The sequence below is a fragment of the Nitrincola sp. genome (assembly GCF_048264025.1).
Lineage (GTDB): Bacteria > Pseudomonadota > Gammaproteobacteria > Pseudomonadales > Balneatricaceae > Nitrincola.
In genome coordinates this window covers 36,182-54,833 of record NZ_JBLXDN010000015.1, presented here as the reverse complement: position 1 = coordinate 54,833, position 18,652 = coordinate 36,182, and the positions used below count along the sequence as shown (strand labels likewise).

The following is an 18,652-nucleotide window of genomic DNA, read 5'->3' as shown; positions in this document are numbered from 1 at the left end:
AGGGCACTGCTTTTGCCCAATGAACTCTCAGGCGATCGGGTCGGTACTCGGTGTGCCGTTAACCAGCCTGAGAATACCTAGGGGGTTCGCGTTTTTCAGCGGTTCGGGTAGGCACACGTCAGGCATATCTTGGAAGCTGACCGGACGTACAAAGCGCTCGATGGCACGTGTGCCCACGGAGGTGGAACCCGCGACGGAGCAGGCAGGGTAGGGGCCGCCATGCGTCATGGAGTCACACACTTCCACGCCAGTCGGCCACCCGTTAACCAGAATGCGCCCTACTTTGTGGGAAAGGTCATTCAGCAGTTGCTGGTAAGATTCGAGCTCGGAGTCAGCGCCCCAGATAGTAGCGGTCAGCTGTCCCTCGAGTTTTTGCGTAGCTTCAACAAACTGTGCCTCATTTGCGGTTTCTACCAGAAGTGAACAGGGGCCGAAGGCTTCCTCGTGAAGGGTTTCATTACCCTCCCAGTCGGCAAGGTCGGCTCCGAAGAGGCTGGCGCGGGCTCGATTTTCAGCGCTGGGGCCTTCACCGATCAGTGCCGCTTCGTTGCGGTATTTATCTTGCTGTTTGTTAAAGCCGCTCAGTGTACCGGCGTTGAGCATAACGCCTGCGGGGGCGTTGATGATCAACTCTGCAACTTTCGCCTTGAAGCGGTTTAAACCTTCACTTTTTGCGGCAATAACTAATCCTGGATTGGTACAGAACTGCCCAGTGCCCATGGTTAGAGAGGTAACGAAACCTTCTGCCAGCTTCTCTGCGTTGACTTCCAGTGCGTGTGGTAGCAGATATACCGGGTTGATGCTGCCCATTTCAGCGAAAACAGGGATCGGCTCAGGGCGGCTGGCCGCAGCGTCGCAGAGCGCACGACCACCACCGAGAGAGCCGGTAAAGCCTACTGCTTTGATGGCAGGATGTTTAACCAGCGCGCCGCCGATATGGTGGCCTTTGCCTTGAATCAGGGAGAAAACTCCGGCTGGCAGCCCGCATTTTTCAACGGCGCGTACCATCGCTTTGCCGACCAATTCTGCGGTACCCGGGTGGCCGGAGTGAGCGCGGGTCACGACAGGGCAGCCTGCAGCAAGTGCTGATGCGGTATCGCCACCGGCTACTGAAAACGCCATCGGGAAGTTACTGGCACCAAACACGGCAACCGGGCCCAGGGCCTGATTGTATTGGCGGATATCCGGGCGCGGTAGCGGTTGACGCTCCGGCATGGCGGTATCGATGCGCGCCTGAAGATAGTCGCCGCGGCGCAATACTTTGGCGAACAGGCGAAGCTGACCGGTGGTGCGGCCTGTTTCGCCGCGGACGCGAGCTTCTGGCAGGCCGGTCTCTTCACCTATGCGGACTACCAGATCATCGACGATGCCATCTATTTCAGAAGCGGCGGTCTCGAGGAAGAGTGCGCGGTCTTCGAGGCTCAGCTCCGAGTAGATCGGGAAAGCCTTGGATGCCAGTTCGCAGGCTTTGTTCACGTCGCTTTCCAGCGCCATGACGAATTCTCCGCTCAGTGTTTCGGTGGTCGCTGCATTTGCAACCTGGAAGGTCTCGTTACCCTCGGCTTGAAATTGTCCGTTAATCAGGTGTCTGCCGTCGAATTGCATAGTTTCCTCCTAGGATTCAGAGCGTTTTTACAGTGACGCAGTCCGGTTCCTGGACCACTTCCCAGTTGTTGCGTAGCGGTTTACCAAATGCATCGGCACGGATTTCAAACTGATCGCCTGCTTCTGTACGCATATCCGCAAAACTCAGGGTCGCGGTACCGAAGTAGTGCAGGTGTATATCGCCTGGGCGGCAGAACAGTTTGTATTTGAAGTGGTGGTGTTCCAGGTTGGCAAAGGTGTGCGACATGTTTGCTTCACCACTGGCGAAGGCCTTCTCCCAGACCAGCTCACCATTTCGGCGGATGCGGCTGGTGCCCTGAATATCCTCGGGTAGCTCACCGATCAGCAGCTCGGGTCCGAATGAACAGACTCGCAGCTTGGAATGGGCCAGAAACAAGTAGTTTTCGCGCTCGGTGATGTGGTCGGACAATTCGTTACCCAACGCATAGCCGATGCGATAAGGCGTTCCGTCCGGTCCATTCAGATAGCAGCCGACCAGCTCAGGTTCTTCGCTCGCATCCAAGCTGAATGAGGGGATCGCGAAGGTGTGCTCAGGGTGCACGACAATGCTGCCGTCACCCTTGTAGAACCATTCCGGCTGAACACCGGCTTCGCCAGTGGCGGGTTTACCACCTTCCAGGCCCATGCGAAACATTTTCATGGAATCTGACTGCTGTATCTCTGCACTGTCGGCGGTGTGCATCTTGTCACGAGTATCGGCGCTTCCGGTATGGGTGAGGCCGGTACCGGTGACATAAAGGTGAGCAGGATCCGGGTGGTCTAAAGGTGCCAACACGCATTTGGCTTCAAGCAAGGAGCTGAGCGAAGCTTCCTCGGTACTGGTTGGGAGGCTTTTGATCAATGTTTCAAGATCGCTGGAATTCTCGATAGCTTGCTGCGCCAGTGAGTAAACACTGACAGCGCCCTGGATTCGCTGAATCTGCTCGCCGCCAACGGTATCGACGATACCGACGCGGCGCTGGTTGTCTGAATCCATATACTGAATAAGACGAATCATTGTGCGTTCCTCGATGTTGGAGTCAGACATCAGTGAGAGTGGCGCGGCACGTCGGAACCGCGGCAACCGACAAGGAAATCAAAGTCGCAGCCATCGTCTGCCTGCATCACATGCTCGATGTAGAGGCTGCGGTAGCCGCCCTGGGCGATTAGTGGGTTTACCGGTTTTTCTGCATTGTGTTTGTCTAGCCGTGCCTGCAGCTCTTCATCGGAGATATCGATGTTGAGTGCGCCGTTGGCGGAATCCAGCTCGATCCAATCGCCGTTTTGCACAATGGCAATCGGGCCGCCAACGGCTGTTTCCGGCGCGGTGTGTAGTACAACGGTACCGTAGGCGGTACCACTCATGCGGGCGTCTGAGATACGGACCATGTCGGTGATGCCACGTTCCAGCAGCTTAGGCGGAAGGCCCATGTTGCCGACCTCTGCCATGCCAGGATATCCGCGCGGGCCGCAGTTCTTCAGGACCATGACGGAGTTTTCATCCACATCCAGATCCGGATCAGCGATGCGGGCTTTGTAATCGTCAAAGTCTTCAAACACTACGGCTTTACCGCGGTGCTGCATCAAGTGCGGGCTGGCTGCAGACGGTTTGAGCACGGCGCCGCGGGGTGCCAGGTTGCCGCGTAGAATACAAAGACCACCATCATCGACCAGCGGGTTGTCGAGTGTGCGGATCACCTCGGTGTTGTAGTTGTCCGCGTTGCAGACGTTTTCCCACAAAGTCTTGCCGTTTGCGGTCAAGGCGTCTTTATGCGGCAGAAGATCGGCATCGCCAAGCGTGCGCAGTACTGCCGGGAGACCACCTGCGTAACAGAAGTCTTCCATCAGAAAACGGCCTGAGGGCATCAGGTCGAGGATGGTTGGGGTGCCGCGGCCGATACGGGTCCAGTCATCCAGTTCCAGATCCACACCGATGCGCCCGGCAATGGCCTTAAGGTGGATAGCGGCGTTGGTGGAGCCGCCGATGGCTGCATTAGTGCGGATGGCGTTCTCGAATGCTTCACGGGTCAGCAGCTTGGAGAGACGCAGGTCTTCCCAGACCATGTCGACGATACGCATGCCGGATAGGTGCGCTAGGGTGTAACGAGAGGCATCAACGGCTGGAATAGCTGCGTTATAAGGCAGAGTAACGCCCAAGGATTCTGCCATGCAGGCCATGGTGGATGCGGTACCCATAGTATTACAGGTGCCTTCTGAGCGGGACATGCTGCGCTCAGCGCTGAGGAACTCTTCAATGGAGATCTTGCCGGCTTTTACCTCTTCATGAAGCTGCCATACCGCGGTGCCGGAACCGATGGTTTTTCCCTTGTGCTTGCCGTTCAGCATCGGCCCTCCGGTGACGAGAATGGCCGGAATATCGCAGCTTGCAGCCCCCATCAGTAGGGCCGGAGTGGTTTTGTCACAACCAGCCAGCAATACAACAGCATCAACTGGGTTGCCGCGGATCGCTTCCTCCACATCCATACTTGCGAGATTTCGGGTGAACATGGCGGTGGGGCGCAGGTTGGATTCACCGTTGGAGAATACTGGGAACTCCACCGGGTAGCCGCCGGCTTCCAGTACACCCTGTTTTACGCGGTCGGCAATACGACGGAAGTGAGCATTACAGGGTGTCAGTTCAGACCAAGTATTGCAGATGCCGATGATCGGCTTGCCCTGGAACTCATGATCAGGAGTACCTTGGTTTTTCATCCAGGAGCGGTACATAAAGCCGTTTTTGTCGATGGTGCCAAACCACTGTGCTGAACGCAGGTCTGTCTTCTTTTTCATGATTATTGCCTCTTATTCGGGATCACCCGCCCGTGCTGGGCCGGGGTAAAAGTTGGGGTACAGGGTTAAAGTGCCCAGGTTGTCATCTCGGGATAGGCGAGCATCAGACCGAGGACGCAGAGCTGGATGACGATGAAGGGCACCATCGATCCGAAGATGTCTTTCAGGGATATGTCTGGTGGCGCCACGCTCTTGAGATAAAAGGCGGCAGGGCCAAAGGGCGGGCTGATGTAGGACACCTGCATGTTGATGGCGAACAAAATGCCGAACCACACCGGGTTGAAGCCAAGCTGCACTACGATCGGTACAAATATCGGCAAGCAGAGCATGGCAATGCCGATCCAGTCCAAGAACATACCGAGTAGAAGGAAGATCAGCATCATTACCATGATGATGAGGATCGGTGCGACGTCGAGCCCAAGAATGGCGTTGGATACAAAGCGGTTACCGCCCATCAGGTTATAGACGCCGACCAGGCAAGCCGCGCCGATACCGATCCAGACGATCATGCCGCAGGTTTCCAGCGTCTGAGTCAGGCTGTCTCTCAGCAGCTTGAAGCTGAACTCGCCGCGCAGTTTCACTGCTGCCAGTACACCTGCCGCGCCCATAGCTGCAGCCTCTGTTACTGAAGCGATACCACCGTAAATTGAACCAAGCACCATGCCAGCAATGATTAGCGGACCGGAGATCCCTTTTACCGCTTCCTTAAAACTGATTTTGGGCTGATCTTCTTCAGTGATGTGAGCTCCGCCCATAGCAGGGTTTCTGGCGCACATAAAAATAACGTAAGCCATATAAGCACCCATCAGGATGAATGCCGGGATAAATGCGGCTTTGAACAGATCTGCAATCGAGACGCTGGAAATCAAGCCGTAAATAATCAGGACGATAGACGGTGGAACCATGGTGCCAAGGGAGCCGCCAGCACAAACTACGCCGATGGCTATCCGTTTGTCGTAGCCTAGACGGAGCATCTGCGGAAGGGCGAGGACGCCCAATAGGACGATTTCACCGCCGATGATGCCGGAGATGGCTGCAAGGAAGAATGCCACTACCAGTGTTTGTACCGCTACACCGCCTGGGAGGCGGCCGGAGAAAACCCGCATAGAGTTGAATAGATCTCTGGCCATGCCGGAACGGTCGAGAAGACCTGCCATAAAGACAAACATCGGTACGGCCACCAGGGAGTACTCAGTGATAAATCCGTAGATCCGGCTGCCAACCAGCGGAATCGCATTAGGGCCGAACCAACCCAGTGTAAACAGAACCGCGACCAAGCCTGTTACGAAGGCCAGCGGAATACCGATAATGAGCAAGCCGAATATCGACGAGATCAGTAGGTAAGTTGCTATTTCGATAGTCATCGGGAATTACTCGCAGCTATCAGGGTTTGCGGCGGAAAAACGCGCCGAACCGGACCAACAGCTGGACAGCCATCAGTACAACAGAAAGAAGCACGATCAATTTGGTGAACGCAGGCAGTGGTGAGTTCCAGGAAGAGCCGGATGTCTGCAGACGCCATTCACCACCCGGTGTGTGGGTTGCGTTCCAGGCAAGTACCCAGGCGGCATAGCCGATCGCCACACAGAAACCGATGCCGAGCAGCAATTGCACCAGCTTCAACCAGCGGCGTCCGCCCTGTGGCAGAATGTCGTGCAGCACGTTGATCTGGATATGTCGATTACGCGCCAGCGTGTAGGGGCCGCCAAGGGCAAAGATCGCTGCGACCAGGAAAGTCGTAGTTTCGTGTACCCAGGTCGTTGGCGAATTGAAGACATAGCGCATGATTACTTCGTAAACGCTGATTGCCATTGCAATCAGCACCAGCCAGGCACAGAGCTTTCCAGCCTTTTCTACCAGCCGGTCCATTGCTGTGATCTCCTGATCAGCATCGGGAAGTGGCGAGTCCAGCTCACTACTGGCGTGCAGGCCGCTCAGCTCCTGCTCCGATTCGGAGGGATGGTGGTATTTACTCATGGGAATTGTCCGGTCAGTGGCCCGCCAACAGGCGGACCGTTTTGCAGAGGTTTAGAGCAGGTTGTTCTGCTTCAGGTAAGCAGTAATGCTCTCCACGGCCTCTTTAGCGGCCGGGGTTTTTTCACGCCAATTGTTCCATTCTTGCTGTGCAGCAGCGCGGAATTTCTTCAGCTCTTCAGGTGACAGAGTGCTGATAGTCACGCCGTTTTCCTTAGCGATCTTGACCTGTTCCTGATCTGCTGCGGTTAGTTTTATATTGAGCGCGTCGACAAACTCATCGACGGAATCCTCCAGCATCTTCTGATCGTCTGCAGAGAGGCTTTCCCAGATGTCTTTGTTTAGGGATATGCCTATCATCGGCATAGAGTGGAAACCCGGGTAAGCCGCTGCTGGGGCGTACTTGTGATAACCTTGGGTGTAGTTGGTGGCAAATACGGTGTAGTCCGCAGCGTCGATGACGCCTTTTTCAAGTGCGGTATAAACCTCTGAGGTGGGTAGGTTCACCGGGGCCGCACCGGCCAACTGGAAGATGTTGGAGACCATGCCTTCGGGGGCGCGGATTTTCAGGCCCTTAAAGTCCTCCATAGTCTCGATTTTACGTTTGGTGATCAATGCTTCGGGAATCATGGCCCCGGCGCGAATCAGGTGAACGTTGTAAGGCTCTATCAGAGCGTTGTAACGTTCTTCGCCACCATAGTTACGCATGTAATCGAGAAACTGATAAGGGTCAGACCAGGCACCAACCATGTTGCCGTAAACGGCGAAGGCAGGGTTCTTACCGGCGAAGTAGCTCGGGTCTGTGATATGGCCCTGAAGTATGCCTGCGCCAACGGCGTCAAGTGTTTCATTATTGCCGACGATTGAGCTGCTCGGTAAGAGCTCAATTTCGATTTCCCCACCGCTTTTTTCAGAAACCGACTTCGCCCAGCCTTCCGCAATCTTGAACTGATCGTCACCTGCATTGAGGTTGGTTTGGAATTTCCACAGCTGTGATGCCTGGGCAGACAGGCTCGTGGATAATGCTATAACTGCTGCAAGCCCGGTAATTGCTGCAACAGGACGGAAGTGATGTTTACTCATCCTTAAATACTCCGATTGTTGTTTTTATCGTGAGACCAGTTTTGGTGAAACCATGAGTCTGGTATGTCGAGAGAGCATGGAGGAGAGTAAGATAGAGAGGTATGTTGAACAAATACTAAATTTGGGCTTAAGTATATTCAAATGAATATATCTGAGTGATTATGCGTACGATTAACACTGACTGGTTTATCAGAGCGAAGCTGAAACACCGGCACCTGCTGGTTCTTGCGGCGTTGGGTGAGACAGCCAATTTAAACCATGCTGCGGAGGGGCTAGGGATCTCGCAGCCTGCTATATCTAAACTACTGAAAGAACTTGAAGAAGGGTTAGATGTAGAGCTTTTTCAGCGCCATCCGCGCGGTGTAATACCGACGATATATGGTGAAACGATGATTCGTTATGCTCGTACGATGCTCACAACATTGGATAATGCATATGATGAAGTTGCTTCGATTCGCCAGGGGTTGAGCGGACATGTTCGTATCGGAACAGTACTGACGCCAAGTACTGATCTGATTCCTGAAACTATCAACCGCGTTCGAGAGACGCACCCCGATCTTGAAATCACTATTCGCACTGGATCCAGTGAGGAGTTGCTGGGGATACTTAAAGATGGTGAGTTGGATATTCTAGTGGCGCGTATCCAGCATGCATTTGCGCATCTAAACTTTTGCTACGAGCCCATGCATCATAAGTCAGCTTTTCCTCAGCCTGAATATCCTGACCCTGTCTATCCGGGTGAGGCTGGAGGCGGATCACCATTTTTTTCTCAGTCGAATTATCCCGATCCGGCCTACCCCCAGCCATATTCGCCTGAGCCGGTAGTTGTGTGTGCACGAAGAGAACACCCGCTAATCAAGCAGGGTGCACGGCTATCACTGGTGGATCTTCAGGATAAAGAGTGGGTACTCCCACCCTCTGGGAGTGTTATGAGGACAGAGTTCGAAGCGATGTTTCAACGTAGCGGTCTGAACCTTCCCAATCATATCGTTACTGCAGAAAACCTCCTGGTTGTTACCAACCTACTTGAAAAAAATGACATGCTTACGTTGCTGCCCGAAGCAGTGGTAGTTCACTACATGAAATATGGCATGGTAGGGTATGTAGCAGTTGAAGCACGTTTGCAGCGTGATCTGTCCAGGATACTCGAACCTTATGGACTGATTCACCGAGGCGAAGACCTTCTATCTCCTGCTTCACGTGCGGTTCTAGCGCTGTTACGTAAGGGAAAAAACTACACTCGAAAGAGGATCTAATGACTACGTCTGAGGCAAAGTAGTAGTCGGCAAGGTATTGCACGCCAAACAGCGGGAATCAATATGAGCCTGTTTCTGGTCTCGCAACTGGAGTCTCTTGAGTTGGCCAAGGATGTTGTCCGCCAAATGGAGTATCACTGGCAAACAAGCAGGTAAGCGTTACTGGTTTCGCCATGATTCGCTGTATCCACACCATCTGGAGTATGTGGATACAGCATATGCACACGACCAGGGTCATCGCCTGTGACAAGGATTAAGCAGTCTGTAGTCGACGGCCATCCTGTGCCCAGGGCATTTCTTTAATCGGCAAATGGATGATGGCTGACAGCAAGCCAAACCCCACACCAATCCACCATACCAGCGTGTAGTTCGCATAGAGGTCATACATACGACCGCCAAGCCACACGCCCAGAAAACCACCCAGCTGATGCGAGAAAAACACGATGCCGTAGAGGGTTCCCATGTATTTGAGTCCGTAGATGTGAGCGATCAGCCCCGACGTTAGCGGCACAGTGGCCAGCCAGAGAGAGCCCATAGCAATCGAGAAGAGCAACACGGTTTCCGGTGTGATTGGATTCAAGATAAAGGCTGCAGCTACGATTGTGCGCAGGAGATAGATGCTGGCGAGCAGGTACTTGCGTGAGTATCGATGGCCAAGCCAGCCTGCGAGCAGGGTGCCACCGATATTGAACAGGCCAATCAGCGCGATGGCAACGGCGCCGAGCATACTGGTAGACGAAATCCCCAGCGATTGAATGACACTGCCGGGTGCAACTGCACTACACATCTCTGAAATGAACGCCGGAAAATGGGCCGTGATAAAGGCCAGCTGATAACCGCATGAAAAGAAGCCAATGAAAATAAAGGCGAAGGTGGGATCCTTCAACGCCTGCTTAAGCACGGTTCCCATTGACGCTTCGTTTTCAGTGCGCTGTTCCACCGGCGGCACTCGCATCAGCGGTAAAGCCAGCAGCGAAAGAATTATAAAACCGGCAAAAACGATGAATACCGACTGCCAATCCATAGTGCTCAGTAGCAGTTGAGCCACAGGTGGGCCAACGATCTGGCCTGCTGACCCCGCTGCAGTTGCAATGCCCAAGGCCATAGAGCGATGACGCTCCGGGGCGGATCGACCTACTACCGCAAGAATGACGCCAAAGCCGGTACCCGCAATGCCGAACCCAACCAGCATCTCCAGCATCTGGTGTTGTCCTGGGGTGATGGCGAAAGATGAGAGAATCAAGCCTGCAACATAGCAGGCAGCACCGACCAATATTCCCTTGCGGTCACCATAGCGTTCTGCCATAGCGCCGAACAGTGGTTGTCCGATACCCCAAAAAAGGTTTTGTATTGCAATGGCAAAGGAAAATTCCTCGCGAAGCCAGCCAAAATCCTCGGCGACCGGGATCTGGAACAGGCCAAAAGAAGCCCGTATGGAAAAGCTGATCAAAATGATGATGCAGCCGGCAATCAAAACAGGATTGAAGAGTGAATCCTGCTTTGCGGTGGTGAGTGTATTCATGGCATTCCTGCTAATGGCGCTCTGGTTAGAGTGGGGGAGAAGCGTCTTTACTGTCTGCGCACCGGCTGACTAGTGGACTCAAGCCAAAGATGAGTTTCGGACAGAAGCTCGTCAGACAGGGGGGTATCTCTGGTTGCACGTGCCAAAATCAGTGCACCCGCCATGCTGGCAAAGCGTCCTATGGCTGCTCGGCGGCGTTCAGCCACATCTGGTTCAGGGCTTGCTTCCGCGAGAATGTTTATCAATCCTTCCAGCCCATCGGCGAATGTCTGGTGCAAAGACTCGTCGCTGGAGCGTCCGACTTCACATCCGAGTGCTGCGTAAATGCAGCCTTGGGAGGGAGTATCTCGATGCGCGGTAGTTAGGTATCGATCGATTAAAGCCCTGAGAGCGTCCTGTGCCGCTGCATCGCGCGCATCACACCAGTTGGTGTCGGTTCTTTCAGCGACTTGTGCGCAGGCTTCAGCTGCCAGGGCTTCTTTTGAAGGGAAATGCCTGTAGAAGCCGCCGTGTGTGAGCCCGGCCGTTGCCATGATTTCGGCAACACTGACCCCATCAAGACCGCGCTCCCGGAAAAGTTTACCGGCGGCTCCAATGATTTTTTCCCTGTTGCGTGTGCTCTCTTCGCGACTGGTTCTCATGTCTGCATACTCGATTAACGATATGTGGGGGCACATGGCCGCTAGCATCAGAGACTAGGGCTTGCACTTTGATGATAGTCATCATCAAAAATAATAGATGATGACTATCATCAAAACAATCCGTCATCAGCAAATTCACTGTGCTGACCCAAAAGGTGCGTTTTAAGGCAAGGCTGGAGATGTCGGAGAAGGCTCTAAGGGAGGAGTCCAGAGAGCCTATGGTCAGGAAAGCAGGCTTAGAAACATTAACTTGCGCGACTTTTGCGTGCAAAGGCGCCAACCAGGTGCTGTCGGAGCTTGTAGGACGCATCTACAACGTTACCAGCTTCAAGCAAATCCAGAATTTCCAGATGTTCGCTGTACTGCTCTTCAAGCCGTTCACGATCAATAGGGGCTTTGTATTCCATCAGCTTACGCATGCGGTTTGCTTGCTGAAGCGCCATCAGAAAGTAGGGGTTGCCGGACATTCGGATCAACTCTTCGTGGAAATTTGGCCCGTAACTGAGGATAACTTCATTGGAGAGAGAGCCTACATCGGCGGCCAGCATCCGTTTTTGAGCGGCGCGAAGTTCTTTGAGGACCTTATGATCCAATTGAAATGTAGGTTCGAGCAATGCGGCAGGCTCAAGGGCTATTCGCAATCGGTAGATTTGGCTGAAAGCTTCGGCGGTTTTGGCGACTTGTAGAAGCTTCCAGCCATAGCCGGGTTTGCGCTCTGCCCAGCCTTCGCGGTTGGCACGGGAAAGCATCGCCGTTGTCTTCAGCTTGGTCCAGTTGTAGCGATCTTTGATGAATTGCTCGGTAAATTCTTCAGGTATGGCGTCTTCAAGCCAGTCGTTTACCAGTGTCTGATATTCATCAGCAGACTCTTCCAGTTGGGTCTTGGCCCAGTCCATTACATCACGCGGTAGCTCGTCGGCAATGAAGTAGCCACGATTAGGTTTACGAATCACAACCGACTTAATTTCCAGCTCTTTTAGTGCTTCACGGATTGGAGTGCGAGACACGCCATAGTGATCGGCCAGGCTGTTTGCATTGATATGTTCGCCGCAGCTGAGGTCTCCAGACAGGAGCTCCTGCAAAATCATCTTGGCTATCTTGCTTGTTACATCACCATTTGCCATTTCGATATCTGTCCTGTGTCCTCTGCGGCCTCTCCAGACTGAGCCGGATTAAAAGCACTAACCGCGTGTGAATGCGCTGCCGCATCTTAGCTCATATTGAATATTCATGCATATAAGTGCAATGAAAGGGAGCTATTTCCTATCTGGTGGCAATAATTTACCACTTTGGTGAAGTGGGTGGAATGTCACATTTGTCTTATAAACAATGGATGTAAAGTAGATGGAAGGGATGAAAAACCAGTCTTGGTGGCTGGATGATGTTGCATTCGAGGCTACATTGAAAACTAAAAGCAGGAATAATGGTCGCGGAAATACAAATAGTAAATTTGTAACTATCTGATTATAAAGAAGTAAATGCATATTTACTGGCTTTTTTAGGGTTCGCTCTTGTAATGGATGGTTGGCTCAGGTGAAAAATTGAAAAATCTTGATTGTATTTGTGTGCTCAAATAACCAATAATGTCCCGCGTAGCGTGCCAAGAAAAATTACAAAGACTGGAGAAGAGCATGATTAAGAACAAAAAAACACTATGTGCACTGACCCTTGCTTCGATTGCGAGTTTTGCAAGTGTAACCGGGGCTTATGCTGCCGAATTCAAGCCTGAAAGCCCTGATTGCATTGCGCCGGCTGGCGCTGGTGGTGGCTGGGATTTCATCTGCCGAAGTACTGCCAAGTACCTGTTTGATCTTGGATTGATCGAAGACACCATGCAGGTCACCAACATGTCTGGCGGTGGCGGCGGTGTGGCATACGCCTACGTTTCCAATGAGCGCAATGAAGACAACAGCCTCATCGTCGCGGCGTCCAACGGTACAACGTCACGTTTGGCACAGGATGCATACCCGGGTTCTACACCTGATGATGTTCGTTGGTTGGCTACATTTGGTGCTGAATATGGTGCAATCGCGGTTGCAAAAGATTCTGAATACAAGGACCTGAAATCGCTGATGGATGCTGTTGTTGCTGATCCGCGCAAGGTTGCCTGGTCGGGTGGTTCTGCCGTTGGGGGTTATGACCACATCAAACCGCTAATGCTGGCGAAGGCGGCAGGTCTGCAGGATGCACGCAAACTCAAATATGTCGCTTTCCCTGGTGGCGGTGAGGCGATGACAGCCTTGTTATCTAATGCCGTTCAGGTGTTCTCGGGAGATTTCTCGGAAATTCGTGGCTTTGCTGAATCCGGTGATGTTCGTGTGCTGGCAGTGATGTCACCTGAGCGTCTGTCCGGTTACGAGCAATTCCCGACTGCAATTGAACAGGGCTATGACGTAATCGGCCCCAACTGGCGTGGTCTCTACATTCCAAAAGGTGCTTCAGAAGAAGCTTACGAATACTGGACAAATGCGGTCAAGAAACTGACCGAAGACGCGGATTCACCTCCGAAGTGCGACACCCGCCTATGCAGCCTGAAGGTATTCCCGAAACACGACTTCAGGCTGCCTGAACCCAAGGCACTTGCGGGGCCTCAGGTTTAAATTTTTCTCTACGCGACGGACATCCTCGTCGGTAATCAATCGCAGATCCGTACCTTTCGGAATGAACTGCCGCAACAGACCATTAAAGTTCTCGTTCAGTCCGCGCTCCCATGATGAGTACGGGTGGGCAAAATAAAACTTTGTCTTCAATGCCTTGGCGATTGCTTGGTGCTCGACAAATTCGCTTCCGTTGTCTGCCGTGATCGTATGTACATGGTCAGCATAGGGCTTGAGCATTGCAATAACTGCGTCACGAACGTCTGTCGCTCGTTTGGAGCCGACTCTACGTACCAGATACAAGCGACTTTTGCGCTCAGCCAACGTCACCAGAGCACCGGTTCCGTGTTTACCCAGCACAGTATCAATTTCCCAGTCACCGAAGCGTGTCCGCGCGTCCACAATAGCAGGGCGCTCATCGATCGAAAGCGGCTCCGGGATAGCCGACCGTTTGCTGTTTCTGCCTTTGCGATAGCGTTTATGTCCCTGGCGCAGACACCTGTAAAGCTTGCCGCCACTAACCTTATCAGCAGCAATATGGCGGTAGATCCACTCATGGCTGACGGGTAGACCAATGAGTTTACCAATACCGCTTATTTGCTCAGGACTCCATAGCCAAGACAGCGTCATTTCAACATACTGTACGACCAGTTCTGACACGCGACGCTTGTGAGAGCTGGTACGGCGAAGCAAGGCTTTCTGATGCGCACTCTCGGGTTCGTACACGCTCTGGTCGCTGTTACGCTTCAACTCCCGATAGACAGTGGAACGGTGGATCTTGACCGCTCTGGCGATCGCTGAAGGGGAATAGCCCTGCACAAGAAGGGCCGATATCTGGTATCGTTTCCCCTCGGTCAACTGCTGATAACTCATGGTGATACTTACTTCTACCTTTGGCGAGATGAAGCGTACCACTGTCAGCAGTTGGCTACCTCTCGACGTTCAACCATGAGTGTCGCACTTATTATCTGAATTCCCGATGACCCATGGATCAGCCTATCCATTCGTCCCATAAATTTCTCCTTACGGGTCTGACGGGGTGTTGCTGAGCTTGCTGTCAGTGAAGGTCAGCAGCTGATCCATTCGAGCATCCCTGTTCCTGAGCTGGTATTATCTCAGGCGAAGGACTTGTTCACACGCTCCCTAGTTCAGTAAAAAATCTAATACCATTCTATTGAACCTTTCCGCGTGTTCCCACTGCGCCCAGTGACCGCACTGATTGAAAATGTGCAGCTGAGAGTTGGGAATACCTGCAACCAGACGCAGACCTGTGTCCATCGGCACGAAGCGGTCCTGGCGGCCCCAGATGACCAGTGTATCCTGCTGAATTTCAGGCAGGCGGGGACTGAAGTCCGGGAACTGTTTGGGATTGGCGGCCATGCTTTTCACAAAGTTTTCCAGATGATCACGACGCTTGAGCATGTTGTCCAGACGCGCCTGGAACAGTTCTTCTGTCAGGTCGCTGGTGTCGAACACGAACACCGACATCATCTTCTTCAAGTTTTCGATAGTCGGCTCGCAGTAGAGCCCTTGCAGTAGCTTGATCCCTTCCGCTGGCATCGGCGTGAATAGACTGGCACCTCCGGTGCCGCCTCCCATAAGCACAAGCTTGCCAACGAACTCAGGGTATTCCAGGGTAAAGGCAACGGCGCTGTGGCCTCCCATTGAGTTGCCCAGAATATGGATATGCTCAAGGTCCAGTGCATCCACGACAGCCTTGAGTGCGCGGGCATTGAGATCCGAGCGTGAGCCGGTGCAGACGATGGAGTCGCTTTTGCTCCAGCCCGGGCAGTCGAGAAGGATGACGCGATATCCCGCAGTAACCAGTGGCTCGATATTACGGTTGAAATTGGCCCAGCCGCTGGCGCCAGGGCCTGAACCGTGCAACATCACCACGGTCTCAGCGCCTTCGCCACAGTCGTTGTAATGCAGCTTGATCGGCTGGCCATCCAGTTCGATGTCGATAAAGCGGCTGCTGTCTGCTTCGGTCAGGTTCATGCTCATTTTGCTCTCCTGCTAAAACTGCTCGCCCCGGCAATTGCCGGGGCATGATAATCTGTGAGGTTTTTTATTGTGGAATCTGACGGAAGCCGCCGTTCAGATAGATAAGAGCTTCACCATCCTGGCGCTCACGGGTGGCCAGTACCTCGCAGAGGAAGGCGTGGTGAGTGCTCTCGTCAAATACCTTGACCACCCGGCAATCGAAATTGGCCAGCGCGTCCTGCAGTACCGGAGCGCCGGTGGCCAGACTGTCCCAGGTGCCGTATTCGAAGCGGGACTCACCCTGTACATCCTTGATCATGCCTGCGAAGGCCTTGGCCACTTCTTCCTGGTCGCCGGCCAGGATGTTGACACACAGAGCGCCGTTCTTGAGGATCAGTTCACTGGCGTAGACACCCTTGTTAACGAACACGACCAGGCGAGGTGGGTCGGCAGTTACCGAGCAGACAGCTGTGGCGGTCAGGCCGGCGCGGGCCTTGTCATCGCCGGTGGTGATGGTGCTGACGCCCATGGCGAAATGACGCATGCCGTTACGGTGTTCGTCGGCACTGACCATCGGCTTTTCACTGAGCTCGGCGTTGGGTGTCCAGTCGAGCAGCTGGTTGATGTGCTGATTCATGATCGTCTCTCTAATAATTCAGGCGGGGCCTTCTGCAGCTATACAGAAGGCCCTTAGGCTCTGGCATTTGCGCCAAAGGTATTTGGCTTATGCCTTAACGCCGAAAGGATTCGGCTGGGGCAGCGGGTTGCCCAGCAACTGACCGCCCAGGAGATCACCGATATTGTCCTGGTTCTGAGTGATGTGGTTGGCACCGACCAGGATGTCGCGCATCTGGCGCTGCATCGGGTTGTTCAACCAGACGCCACGGGTTGAGGTCTTCTTGAAGATCATGTGCGCCGCATCAAAGCAGTCGCCGCCGGTGAACTGGTTGGTGGCGAAGTGACGCACACGTACATCGGTTGGTACCAACTCGCCACGAGAAGCATAGCGCCAGGCTTCTTCGGTGTTGCTCAACACTCGGGCCTCGGCCGCTGTGATTTTGGCTTCGGCTTCACCCAGACGGTATTTGATAAACGGATCGTTCACCGCAGCACCTACCGCCTGGTTCAGGTTCTGGCGCGGCACCATGTGCTCGATATACAGGTCAGACATGCCACGTGCCATGCCGATCAGCACTGAGGATACGGCGGCATAGAACACGAAGAAGAAGGGCACCTTGTATAGATTGGCGACGTTGCCGTGTGATTCCTGATCATAGGCCCCAATCACATGGCTGCGGTAAGCCGGTACGAAGACGTCCTTGATCACCAGCTTCTTGCTGCCGGTTCCCGCCAGGCCAACCACGTGCCAGTCATCCACGATCTCCGCGATCTGATCGCGTTGAACCCAGAAAGAGCGGAATACCATCGCGCCGTTTTCCAGTACGCGGCCACCGAGGAAGGTACCACCTTCGGCATGGTCACAGCCGCTGGAAGTCAGCCACTCTCCGTTCAAACGGTAGCCGCCTTCAACCAGTTCTACGGTGCCGAAAGGTGCGTATGAGGAGGAAACCAGTCGTGTGTTGTCCTCCCCCCAGAGTTCGTCGCCCACCTGTTCCGGCAGCAAACCCACTTCGAAAGGATGCACACCCAGCACCATCACATTCCAGGAGCTGGACGGACAGCCGCGAGCCAGCTCAATCAGTACACGGTTGAGTACATTCGGATGCATCTCGTAGCCGCCCCAGAGCTTGGGTTGCAGGATTTTGAAGAAGCCGGCTTCCTGAAAGGCCTGAATGGTCTCCTTGGAAACCATGCGCGCTTTTTCACAGGCATCGGCACGCTCACGCAGCATCGGGATCATGTCACGGGCGCGCTGTACGATCTCTTCTTCGGTCGGGATTGGGGTAACGATAGCGTTCATATGGGTCTCTCCAGATGAGTCTGTTTTATTGTTCAGCTGTGGTCAGCTCAGGCGGGAGTGGCGCTGACCACGCCGTAGCCCGCAATCCATTCGTTGATGGGACGGTAGTAGTCCTTGCGTGCCTGATAGGGACCGCTGGCAGCCAGTGCGGCGAAGGCGGCAACCCAGGTACGCACCTCGTGGGTAGAGCGTCCGGCTTCGGTGGAGATCTGCTGGATATCGAAGTTATCCACCTGTTCAAGCTCACCGCTCTGCAGCAGTTCTATGAAGGCTTCGTCCCAGGCCGCGTTGAGTGGGGTTTGCTGGCAAAGTTCGGAACCATAGATTTTGCCGGCAGCAACAGTACGGGCTTCACGAGCCGCACGGGCTTCAGGTGTCGGGTTACGACCGCAGATCAGGAACTCCTGAATCTCTTGCGGTGAATCGGCCAACAGGGGCACCGGAGGCTCGTGAGACAGACCACCAGTGCCAAGAATCAGCACACGCTTGTTCAATGCGGCCAGGAAGTGACCCACGGCCTCACCCAGTTGGCGAATACGGCGATAGGGTACAAAGGGGGGAGCCACTGAGTTGATAATGATCGGAATCACTGGGTAGCGGGTCAGGCTGCCGGTCGTTTCTTCCAGAGTCTGGGTGCAGCCATGATCGACCCGCAGCCGATGCGACAAGGCGACATCCAGGTCGTTGTTCATCAGATGTTTGGTCAGCTCCAGTGCCAGTTCGGCATCCACTGATAGGGGGCCGGGCAGAGTGCCGTAGTCACCGACCGACTCCGCAGCTGTAGCGACTACGAATGGGGGCATCAGGTCGTAGAAAAGGCCGTTATAGTGGTCCGGGGCAAATACAATAACCAGTTCAGGATCGAATGCTTCAACTTCTGCACGAGCCGCTTCCAGAACCTTATCCACTTCGGCAACAACATCGGCACCGGGGTCGTTACGGCCACGCAGAGGTGTATGCGACAGGCATTTAAGCATGATGCTCATATCTCTACCTTCTTTTTATCTTTATGCGAGAGCTGAACATTAATATGTTGGCTCCCGGTGTTTGTAAGGGATTTTTGAATACTGTGATGAATTACGATTCTAAATAATTAAATAGGGGGCTTAATCGAAAGGATTAAATTGAATTTATGTAAAGTCTTTCGATTTATTTAGGGTGGATTCTGGACAGGCGAGAAAATAACATCAAGCAAAAACGGACCTTGGGTGCACATAGTGCACAGCAAGGTCTTGTGGTGGTCAGTACTGGAGCAGCGGGTGAGAAGCCTGGGTATTGGC

General features: G+C 53.7%; 17 protein-coding genes. 3 read left to right on the top strand and 14 right to left on the bottom strand.

All coding sequences use genetic code 11. The features are described 5' to 3' along the window. Positions 1-27: 27 nt before the first annotated feature. The 6 genes from ACN0R1_RS12455 to ACN0R1_RS12430 all read right to left on the bottom strand — a co-directional run bounded on the left by ACN0R1_RS12455 (position 28) and on the right by ACN0R1_RS12430 (position 7,452). A complete protein-coding gene (locus ACN0R1_RS12455) occupies positions 28-1,605 on the bottom strand; it encodes an aldehyde dehydrogenase (NADP(+)) (RefSeq protein ID WP_417583307.1) in 1,578 nt (525 codons plus the stop codon). Between the two features lie 16 nt (positions 1,606-1,621). Continuing rightward, complete coding sequence (araD1, locus tag ACN0R1_RS12450) at positions 1,622-2,623, bottom strand: AraD1 family protein (protein ID WP_417583305.1); 1,002 nt, start codon at positions 2,621-2,623, stop codon at positions 1,622-1,624. A gap of 29 nt (positions 2,624-2,652) precedes the next feature. Further along, positions 2,653-4,395 (bottom strand): IlvD/Edd family dehydratase, encoded by a 1,743-nt coding sequence (locus tag ACN0R1_RS12445; protein WP_417583303.1) that lies wholly within the window; start codon positions 4,393-4,395, stop codon positions 2,653-2,655. A gap of 65 nt (positions 4,396-4,460) precedes the next feature. Next, entirely contained in the window at positions 4,461-5,759 is a 1,299-nt protein-coding gene (locus tag ACN0R1_RS12440; RefSeq protein WP_417583301.1) for a TRAP transporter large permease, read from the bottom strand. 19 nt (positions 5,760-5,778) lie between these two features. Next, on the bottom strand, positions 5,779-6,372 hold the full coding sequence (locus ACN0R1_RS12435) for a TRAP transporter small permease subunit (protein ID WP_417583299.1): 594 nt from the start codon (positions 6,370-6,372) through the stop codon (positions 5,779-5,781). 51 nt (positions 6,373-6,423) lie between these two features. Beyond that, positions 6,424-7,452, bottom strand: a complete 1,029-nt coding sequence (locus ACN0R1_RS12430; protein ID WP_417583297.1) for a TRAP transporter substrate-binding protein — start codon at positions 7,450-7,452, stop codon at positions 6,424-6,426. 161 nt (positions 7,453-7,613) lie between these two features. Between ACN0R1_RS12430 and ACN0R1_RS12425 the strand changes: the two genes are divergently transcribed. Then, positions 7,614-8,708, top strand: coding sequence for a LysR substrate-binding domain-containing protein (locus tag ACN0R1_RS12425; protein ID WP_417583295.1), 1,095 nt, complete (start codon positions 7,614-7,616; stop codon positions 8,706-8,708). A 112-nt stretch (positions 8,709-8,820) separates the two neighbouring features. Beyond that, on the top strand, positions 8,821-8,955 hold the full coding sequence (locus tag ACN0R1_RS12420) for a hypothetical protein (RefSeq protein WP_417583293.1): 135 nt from the start codon (positions 8,821-8,823) through the stop codon (positions 8,953-8,955). Between the two features lie 6 nt (positions 8,956-8,961). Here the strand turns inward: ACN0R1_RS12420 and ACN0R1_RS12415 are convergent, their stop codons facing one another. The 3 genes from ACN0R1_RS12415 to ACN0R1_RS12405 all read right to left on the bottom strand — a co-directional run bounded on the left by ACN0R1_RS12415 (position 8,962) and on the right by ACN0R1_RS12405 (position 11,995). Continuing rightward, a complete protein-coding gene (locus ACN0R1_RS12415) occupies positions 8,962-10,230 on the bottom strand; it encodes an MFS transporter (protein WP_417583291.1) in 1,269 nt (422 codons plus the stop codon). Between the two features lie 47 nt (positions 10,231-10,277). Further along, the gene (locus ACN0R1_RS12410) at positions 10,278-10,871 is read right to left on the bottom strand and encodes a TetR/AcrR family transcriptional regulator (protein WP_417583289.1); all 594 of its coding nucleotides are present in this window, start codon (positions 10,869-10,871) and stop codon (positions 10,278-10,280) included. 245 nt (positions 10,872-11,116) lie between these two features. Then, positions 11,117-11,995 carry a GntR family transcriptional regulator gene (locus tag ACN0R1_RS12405; protein ID WP_417583287.1) on the bottom strand — a complete coding sequence of 293 codons (879 nt, stop codon included), beginning with the start codon at positions 11,993-11,995 and terminating at the stop codon, positions 11,117-11,119. 507 nt (positions 11,996-12,502) lie between these two features. On the opposite strand from ACN0R1_RS12405, the gene ACN0R1_RS12400 reads away from it, so the two are divergent. Next, the gene (locus ACN0R1_RS12400; protein ID WP_417583285.1) at positions 12,503-13,471 is read left to right on the top strand and encodes a Bug family tripartite tricarboxylate transporter substrate binding protein; all 969 of its coding nucleotides are present in this window, start codon (positions 12,503-12,505) and stop codon (positions 13,469-13,471) included. Here ACN0R1_RS12400 and ACN0R1_RS12395 read toward each other — a convergent pair. From ACN0R1_RS12395 to ACN0R1_RS12375, 5 genes are all read right to left on the bottom strand, one after another. Further along, positions 13,394-14,341, bottom strand: a complete 948-nt coding sequence (locus ACN0R1_RS12395; protein WP_417583283.1) for an IS30 family transposase — start codon at positions 14,339-14,341, stop codon at positions 13,394-13,396. The two genes, ACN0R1_RS12400 and ACN0R1_RS12395, sit on opposite strands and share 78 nt — an antisense overlap. A 270-nt stretch (positions 14,342-14,611) precedes the next feature. Continuing rightward, positions 14,612-15,472 carry an alpha/beta fold hydrolase gene (locus tag ACN0R1_RS12390; RefSeq protein ID WP_417583281.1) on the bottom strand — a complete coding sequence of 287 codons (861 nt, stop codon included), beginning with the start codon at positions 15,470-15,472 and terminating at the stop codon, positions 14,612-14,614. 64 nt (positions 15,473-15,536) lie between these two features. Next, positions 15,537-16,088 (bottom strand): flavin reductase family protein, encoded by a 552-nt coding sequence (locus ACN0R1_RS12385; protein WP_417583279.1) that lies wholly within the window; start codon positions 16,086-16,088, stop codon positions 15,537-15,539. 87 nt (positions 16,089-16,175) lie between these two features. Next, complete coding sequence (locus ACN0R1_RS12380) at positions 16,176-17,372, bottom strand: acyl-CoA dehydrogenase family protein (protein WP_417583277.1); 1,197 nt, start codon at positions 17,370-17,372, stop codon at positions 16,176-16,178. Positions 17,373-17,419: 47 nt separating this feature from the next. Next, complete coding sequence (locus ACN0R1_RS12375; protein ID WP_417583275.1) at positions 17,420-18,358, bottom strand: 3-carboxyethylcatechol 2,3-dioxygenase; 939 nt, start codon at positions 18,356-18,358, stop codon at positions 17,420-17,422. Positions 18,359-18,652: the final 294 nt, after the last annotated feature.